Origin of the sequence: Streptococcus sp. 400_SSPC, from assembly GCF_001072745.1 — a bacterium.
Classification (GTDB): Bacteria; Bacillota; Bacilli; order Lactobacillales; family Streptococcaceae; genus Streptococcus; species Streptococcus xiaochunlingii.
Map to the genome: position 1 here is coordinate 1 of NZ_JVIQ01000060.1, position 7,546 is coordinate 7,546.

A 7,546-nucleotide genomic window follows, 5' to 3' on the forward strand; every position below is an offset into this window, starting at 1 on the left:
GGCACTGCACCCCAATAATGGGACAAGAGAAAAAACCTCTTATGCGACCAGTTTTCTGTACTCTACAGGAGACTGGTCATTTAATCTCTGTTGAATTCTAGTTTCATTATAAAATATGATGTAATTTTTAACAATATCTGTTATACTATCTTTAGTTAGGTTTCTCCACTTATGGAGATAGAAGGTTTCAGACTTTAGGATGGAATGAAACCATTCGATACAGGCATTATCTGCTGGTGTTCCTTTTCGGGACATGGAGCGGGTGATGCCTTTTTCTGTACAAGCCTGATAGTAGGCTTTTGAGGTATAAACAGATCCCTGGTCGCTGTGTAAAAGTGCTCCTTGAGGTAGCTCAAGTTGATGAAGTGTGTCGAGTACAAAGTCCGTATCTTGACACTCGGAGATGCTATAAGCTACAATTTCTCGATTATAGAGATCCATGATCGAAGATAGATAAAGTCTACAGTTTCCAAAGTAGAGGTAGGTGATGTCTGTGACAAGCTTCTCCATAGGCTTGTCTGCCTGAAAATCACGATCCAGCTTATTGTCTGTCACATGGTAAGGCTTCCCTAATTTAGGTCCCTTCTTGGGACGGACACGGCAAAGGCAGCCCTTTTCCTTCATGATACGATAGACCTTCTTGCGATTAACGACGAGGTTATAAACTTTCTTTAGTAAGCGAGTGATGGTTCGATAGCCGTAAATAAAGCGATTTGCCATACAGAGTTGTTCGATTTTATCTGCTATTTCGTCTCTTTTCTGAGAATTCTTACACTCCTGTTTCCAGCGATAAAAGGTGGAGCGTTTGACTCCGAAACACTCTAAAATAATAGATACAGGGCACGTTTTCTTATACTCTTCTGCTAGCTTGATAAGACTTACTTTGTCGATTTTCTTACCAAGCTCTGATACTTTTTTAGTAATTCCACCTGCAAACGTAACTGTTCGACTTCAGATAATTGTTTCATTCCTTTACCATAAGTATATTGTTTCCCCACAGGTTGGTGGAAACGGTACAATTCATCATTCTGATACCAACGCCACCAGGTCTTGACCTGACTAGCATTTTTGATACCGAGGGTATCCATGATAACCTTATTTGATTTACCCGCCTTCTTCATTTCGATACAGGCTAGCTTAGTTTCTACCGAATATGCTTTTTTGACCATAACAAAACACTCCTGTTTCTAGTTTACCAGATTTCAACAGGAGTGTTTTCTTGTGTCTCATTTTATGGGTGCAGTGCCATCAGAAGTACCAAGCAAATGTTCTCAATAAAAAAGCCAGGGAGCAAGGTCCTTGACTTTGTATAAATTCATCTAAGCATCTCTCCGAACATATTGAATCGCCCGATATGTCAGAAAGAGGGTCAGAACAAGGGAAACAAACCAAATGGTCCGAAGTCCATAATATTGGATGAGGAAGGTGGATAGGATAGCCCCTCCGACAAAACTCCCAATCAAGGAGGTCATAAAGAGGGATTCCCAGAAAAACTCCATCTTGCGATCCCGCACAAAATTCCCGTAAGCGACCATGGTCTTCTTGAGATTCCCTGTCATAAAGGAATGGTTGTAAGCATAGCCATCGACTTCTCCAAAGGAAATGGCTACAATCCCCAAGCTCAATCCAAAGAAAGGCACGATCAGAACATTGGGCACTTCTTTTGGCAGAAAGCCAGCCACCAAGGTCGTCAAAACCAAGGGCACCAAGGTACTAAGCCGCCAAACCGAATGACTAAAGAAGCGCTGAAAGACGGTCATCAAAAAAATCCCGATCATAAAGGCTAACATGGTGGCTAGTTTGACCTCCACATCAGATATTTCATGGCCGATTAACCCAACGGATAGAAAGACCACGTTTCCCGTTTGGCCAGCCGCCAAGGTCCCTCCTCTTTCGATAAAGGTGTAGGCATCTGAAAAACCCGCACACATAGTCAGCAGGCAGGCAAAGGCCTTACTTCTGGAGTGAAACTCCCTTCTTAACTTTTTCATATTTCTCCCTATTTGTCATGGAAAAGAGGCTGGGACATTACTTCCTAACCTCTCTCACTTGTTATCTTATCCTTCACGTGATTCGCTCAAAATCTTCTCAATCTTGGTCGTAATCAAATCAATGGCTACGGTATTGGTCACGCCTTCTGGAATGATGACATCCGCATAGCGCTTGGTTGGCTCGATAAACTGATGGTACATCGGCTTCACCACTCCCAAGTACTGCTCAATGACGCTGTCCAAACTCCGACCGCGTTCTTCCATATCTCGCTTGATCCGGCGAATGATCCGCACATCATCATCGGTATCAACGAAAATCTTGATATCCATCAAGTCACGAAGACGCTTGTCCTCCAAGACCAAAATCCCCTCAACGATAAAGACATCCTGAGGCTCCTGGCGATAAGTCTTAGCACTACGCGTATGCGCTGCATAGTCATATGTTGGAATATCAACCGGACGTCCAGCCAACAACTCATTGATTTGCTCGATCATGAGGTCTGTATCAAAGGCAAAAGGATGGTCATAGTTGGTCTGAATCCGCTCTTCAAAGGTTAAATGGCTTTGATCCTTGTAATAAGAATCGTGCTCAATCATAGCAATCTTTTCATCTGGAAAGTGGGACAAAATAGCTCGAGAAACACTGGTTTTCCCCCCACCAGAACCACCTGTTACACCGATAATAATTGGTCTGTTTCGCATCTTCTTCTCCATTTTCTATAATCCTATTTATTCTATCACAAAAGCGGTCACTTGACCACGACTTGAACCATTTTTCTATGGCTTTCATCCAAAATCAAAGAAGGAGCTCCTTTCCCCTTCCGTCCCAGTTCGAAAGGCCCATTCCATCTTTTTAGGGTGAAACATGATATAATGAAACCAGTAAATACCTGATTGAAAGGAGCTGCCATGCTGAAACTTGGTATCATCGGCACCAGTGCCATCTCCCATTCCTTCCTGGCCGCAACTAAAGAAACAGGGCACTATGAGTTAAGGGCGGTCTATTCGCGGACCTTAGAGAAGGCTAGTAGCTTCGCCCAACCCTATGGACAAGTGGCCCTCTATGATGATCTGATTGCCTTTTTAGATAGTGACCTAGATGTCATCTACATTGCTAGTCCCAATTCACTCCACTATCCCCAGGCCAAATTAGCCCTCCTAGCTAAGAAACATGTCATCCTTGAAAAACCAGCCGTCACCACTCCCAAGGAATGGGAAGAGTTGGTCAAATTGGCAAAGGAGCACCAGGTCTATCTCTTTGAAGCAGCTCGCAACTATCATGAAAAAGCCTTTGCGACCATCCAAGACTTTCTCAAAGACAAGACCATCTTGGGTGGTCACATGACCTATGCCAAATACTCCTCTAAAATGCCCGAACTCCTGAAAGGGGCTACACCTAATATTTTCTCTGACCAGTTTGCTGGCGGAGCCCTTATGGATCTGGGTGTCTATCCCCTCTACTTTGCAATCGGCCTCTTCGGTCAACCTGAATCAGTAACCTATCAGGCGCGGCAATTGCCTAATTCAATCGATTTGAACGGACATGGTAGCTTGGTTTATTCTGACTTTGTCATCGGCATTCAAGCCGGCAAGGATGTGACCAGCAATCTTCCTGCTGAAATCTACACAACAGATGGCACCCTCTTTCTGAGTGGCATTGAAGCCGTTAACGAGGCTGTTTTTCAAGACCATTCTGGAAACAGCTACCAGCTTCTAATCACTCCTGCTCCTCATAACATGCTAGAAGAAGCTCAGGCCTTTGCTAGTATGATGACAGAGGGCGACCAGATACTTTACCAGACTTGGCTCCAAACTGGACAGATGGTCCATCAAGCCCTCTATGCTATGCGCCAAGATGCTGGAATACACTTTAAGGACGAAAACTAATATGACACTAGCATTCCCACCGCTCTGGCAAGAGCAACTCAAAACCCTCGGCTTTGAGCAACTCACTGAAATCCAAGAACGCCTCTTTGAGCCGATCACCCAAGGGGAGAATGTGCTTGGGGTCAGCCCGACAGGTACCGGGAAGACTCTGGCCTATCTCTTCCCTAGTCTTCTCAAGCTAAAACCTAAAAAAGCGCAACAATTGCTGATTCTCTCCCCCAATACAGAATTGGCCGGACAAATCTTTGATGTCACTAAACAATGGGCAGAGCCTCTTGGACTCAGTGCCCAACTTTTCCTTTCTGGCTCTAGTCAAAAACGGCAAATCGAACGCCTCAAAAAAGGACCCGAAATTCTCATCGGAACTCCAGGCCGTATTTTTGAATTGATCAAGCTCAAGAAAATCAAGATGATGAATGTCAATACCATCATCCTGGATGAATTTGACCAACTTTTCAGCGACTCTCAGTATCACTTTGTCGACAAGATTTGCCACTACGCGCCGCGAGATCATCAATTTATCTATATGAGTGCAACGACTAAGTTTGATGCAGAGCAAATCGAGCCCAATACCCTGACCATTCAGGTAGAAGAGCAAAACTTGGACAATATCCAGCACTTCTATATGAAGGTGGACAAGCGAGAAAAGGTCGAACTCCTCAGAAAACTATCCAATGTCGAAGACTTTCGTGGCCTCGTTTTCTTCAATAGCTTGTCCGACCTGGGGAGCGCTGAAGAAAAACTCCAGTACCGAGAAGTTAGCGCTGTCTCACTTGCTAGTGACGTCAACGTCAAATTCCGGAAAGTCATTCTGGAACGCTTTAAGGATCATCAGCTGACACTCCTTCTGGCAACAGATTTGGTAGCGCGGGGAATCGATATCGACTCACTAGAATGTGTCGTCAACTATGAAGCTCCAAGAGATGCCGAAACCTACATCCACCGATCTGGGCGTACCGGACGCATGGGCAAAGAAGGCTATGTCATCACCTTGGTCAGCCATCCAGAAGAATTAAAAAGCTTGAAAAAATTAACCCCTGTTCGTCCTTTGATCCTTAAGGGAGCTCAACTCTATATAGGGGAAGAATAAGAAAATCGTTCGTAACATTACGAACGATTTTTAATGTAGACAAACTATTGTTTTACATAAAACAGCTGGATAATTTTCAAAAAACAACTTATATTTTTAGTCATTTAAGAATATGAAAAAAACTTTCCGCCGTGAGAAAAGTGCCTGAAACACAATCGTTTCAGGCACTCGGAATTATTGAGACCTTAGGCTCAATAATTAGTCATGGAACTTCTACGAAGTTCGCTGACGTCCGTACTCACCTAAGGAAAGTTTTTAAAATTACTTTATCTTCAATCTGAGTCGTTCGTAACATTACGAACGATTTTTTTAATTACGATTGTAATAAAGGCGATGAGTTTCCACTTGGTGGTTTAAGAGTTCATCAACCGTCACAATGGTGTAGCCTTGCGATTGAAGGTATTGGATCACAGCTGGGAGAGCATTAATAGAAGTTTGGTGAATATCATGCATCAGGATAATTGATCCTGGTTTGACTTGTTTTTTCACCTCTGCTAAGATTGCTTCGGTGTTATGACTCTTCCAATCCAAGGTATCCACATCCCACATGATAAAGGCTTGATCCACTGCATATTGAATGGCACTATTAATCGAACCATAAGGAGGACGAGTAATCTTCGTTTGCACTCCAGTCACCTTTTGAATCACTTCTTTGGTATCCATGATTTCTTTTTGAGCTGACTCCAAAGGCAACTTAGTTAAGACAGGATGGTTCCAAGTATGGATCCCGATTTCATGTCCTTCCTGACGGACCCGTTTAGCCACTTCAGGATAGGCTGAGACATTCTTCCCAAGCATAAAGAAAGTTGCTTTAACATGGTACTTGTTAAGGATATCCAGGGCTTGAGGAGTCGTCGTTGGATCTGGACCATCATCAAAAGTCAAGGCAACCATCTTAGCGTGACGTTGGGTTTGGTAGGCCTCATAAGCTTCACGATCTCCAGGATTCAGGCGAGCAGAATCAATCACATCATAGAGCTTCGAAAGGGGCATATCGAAGGTTTCCATGCCCTCAATAGTAACTGGAAGTGTGATAGAAAGAACCCCTTGATTGTAGGTGAACTGCCAACTTGCTATATCACTTGCTGAGACAGCTTGCATCAGCTCTTCAATTCGATCTTCCCCTAACTGTAGGAAGACCAGCTGAGAGCGCAACTCTGTTAAGAGGGTTTCTTTGGCTAAATCAGCATCCGTAAACAATTGGGAGAATTGGAAGACCGTCCCCTCATCCGTTAGATAAAGGAGGGGAAGTTTGTCAATCCCATCTTTGATGAACTTACCGTTTTTCCACTTGTACTGGGTCTTCTTCACCTGATAAGGGTGAACCCCGACAAATGGGTCCTCTGAGCGTTCGGTATGATAGAACAATAGCTCTTTTGCTTGCTGATTCTTCTTCTCTTCTTGGGGAAGAGAGCCTACGTCAGCCAAAATTCTCTCTTTGACCACTGCGATAGGTTCTTCGTTATTTTTCGGGTAGTAGGCAGCAACATAAGATTGACCGACCATTCCTTTTTGAAGAATGGTATCTTTGTCTTTTTCAACTGCTTCTTCTTCCTGGATTGCTTTGGAAAACTGTTGATTATAATTTTTGATAGCGCGTGCTTCCTCAATCTTCTGATAAGCAAGATAAATCCCTCCGATAAAAAGGAGGTTGAGGAGGATGAGAATAAGTATTTTCAAGTAGGATTTCTTCATACTCTTATTATAGCAATTTTATCACCAAAAAACAGTAGAAAACTCTAGAATCTAGAAAATAAAACCTAAAATATGATAGGGAAATTAAAGTAGCTCAGTCCTATCTCCTGTCACTTTGAACCGGCAACTTTCAAGCAGAAAAAAAGAACAGATGTGGTCACATCTGCTCTTTGTCACAAGTTATATGATGCTGATTATAAGGACTTTTCACGAATCACTTCGACTTTGTAGCCATCTGGGTCCACAATAAAGTAATAGTTTGGAAGAGTTCCTGGCAAGCCTTTAGGATCTGTTACTTGGTAACCTTTTTCCTTATGCTCCGCATGAAGGGCTTCAAGGTCTGGCGTACTCAAGGCAACATGGGCAAAGCCATCTCCAATGACGTAAGGACCATGATCATAGTTGTAAGTTAATTCCAACTCATAGTCATCCCCTTCTAAACCAAGATAAACAATCGTAAATTTGTATTCAGGAAAATCTTTGCGACGCAATTCCTTAAAGCCAAACGCATCTGCATAAAAAGCAATTGATTTTTCTAAATTCTCCACTCGCAAACAAGTGTGTAACATTTTTGAAGCCATACGACACCTCTTTCTTTTTTTACTATTATACACTAGTCAGGAAAAAATAGCGATTATTTGAAATAGATGAAAAAGCTGAGGATTCCTCAGCCTAAATTATCGAAAAACTTATGTTATATAAAATAAGCCAAGTTATTCTAAAAAATAAGAACAACTCCTTATTATGAGCGCCATCCATGTAGGTTCTGAAACTTTCCGCCGTGAGAAAAGTGCTTGAAACAGTTATGTTTCAAGCACAAGGGAGTTTTGAAACCTTAGGTTCAAAACTAAGTCATGGAACTTCGTAGAAGTTCGCTGACGTC

At 42.8% G+C, this 7,546-nt stretch carries 7 protein-coding genes; 2 read left to right on the plus strand and 5 right to left on the minus strand.

The genetic code is table 11. The annotated features are described in order from the left end of the window. Window positions 1-39 precede the first annotated feature (39 nt). The 3 genes from ADH49_RS09820 to udk form a co-directional block, all read right to left on the minus strand. Window positions 40-1,169, minus strand: a protein-coding gene (locus ADH49_RS09820; protein ID WP_239665194.1) for an IS3 family transposase whose coding sequence is annotated in 2 segments (ribosomal slippage) — window positions 40-905 and window positions 905-1,169 — 1,131 coding nt in all. Because the reading frame shifts where the segments join, the coding sequence is not laid out codon by codon here. Window positions 1,170-1,319: 150 nt separating this feature from the next. After that, entirely contained in the window at window positions 1,320-1,991 is a 672-nt protein-coding gene (locus ADH49_RS07845) for a YoaK family protein (RefSeq protein ID WP_048691382.1), read from the minus strand. Window positions 1,992-2,057: 66 nt separating this feature from the next. Then, a complete protein-coding gene (udk, locus tag ADH49_RS07850; RefSeq protein WP_048691384.1) occupies window positions 2,058-2,693 on the minus strand; it encodes a uridine kinase in 636 nt (211 codons plus the stop codon). A gap of 207 nt (window positions 2,694-2,900) precedes the next feature. Here udk and ADH49_RS07855 point away from each other — a divergent pair, with 207 nt between their 5' ends. Together ADH49_RS07855 and ADH49_RS07860 are read left to right on the plus strand one after the other, a co-directional pair. Then, on the plus strand, window positions 2,901-3,878 hold the full coding sequence (locus tag ADH49_RS07855; RefSeq protein WP_048691387.1) for a Gfo/Idh/MocA family protein: 978 nt from the start codon (window positions 2,901-2,903) through the stop codon (window positions 3,876-3,878). Between the two features lies 1 nt (window position 3,879). Continuing rightward, window positions 3,880-4,968: a DEAD/DEAH box helicase gene (locus ADH49_RS07860; protein ID WP_048691389.1), complete on the plus strand. Its 1,089-nt coding sequence runs from the start codon at window positions 3,880-3,882 to the stop codon at window positions 4,966-4,968. 309 nt (window positions 4,969-5,277) lie between these two features. Here the strand turns inward: ADH49_RS07860 and ADH49_RS07865 are convergent, their stop codons facing one another. After that, entirely contained in the window at window positions 5,278-6,648 is a 1,371-nt protein-coding gene (locus tag ADH49_RS07865; protein ID WP_229099977.1) for a polysaccharide deacetylase family protein, read from the minus strand. Between the two features lie 209 nt (window positions 6,649-6,857). Beyond that, window positions 6,858-7,244, minus strand: a complete 387-nt coding sequence (locus ADH49_RS07870) for a VOC family protein (protein WP_023022851.1) — start codon at window positions 7,242-7,244, stop codon at window positions 6,858-6,860. Window positions 7,245-7,546: the final 302 nt, after the last annotated feature.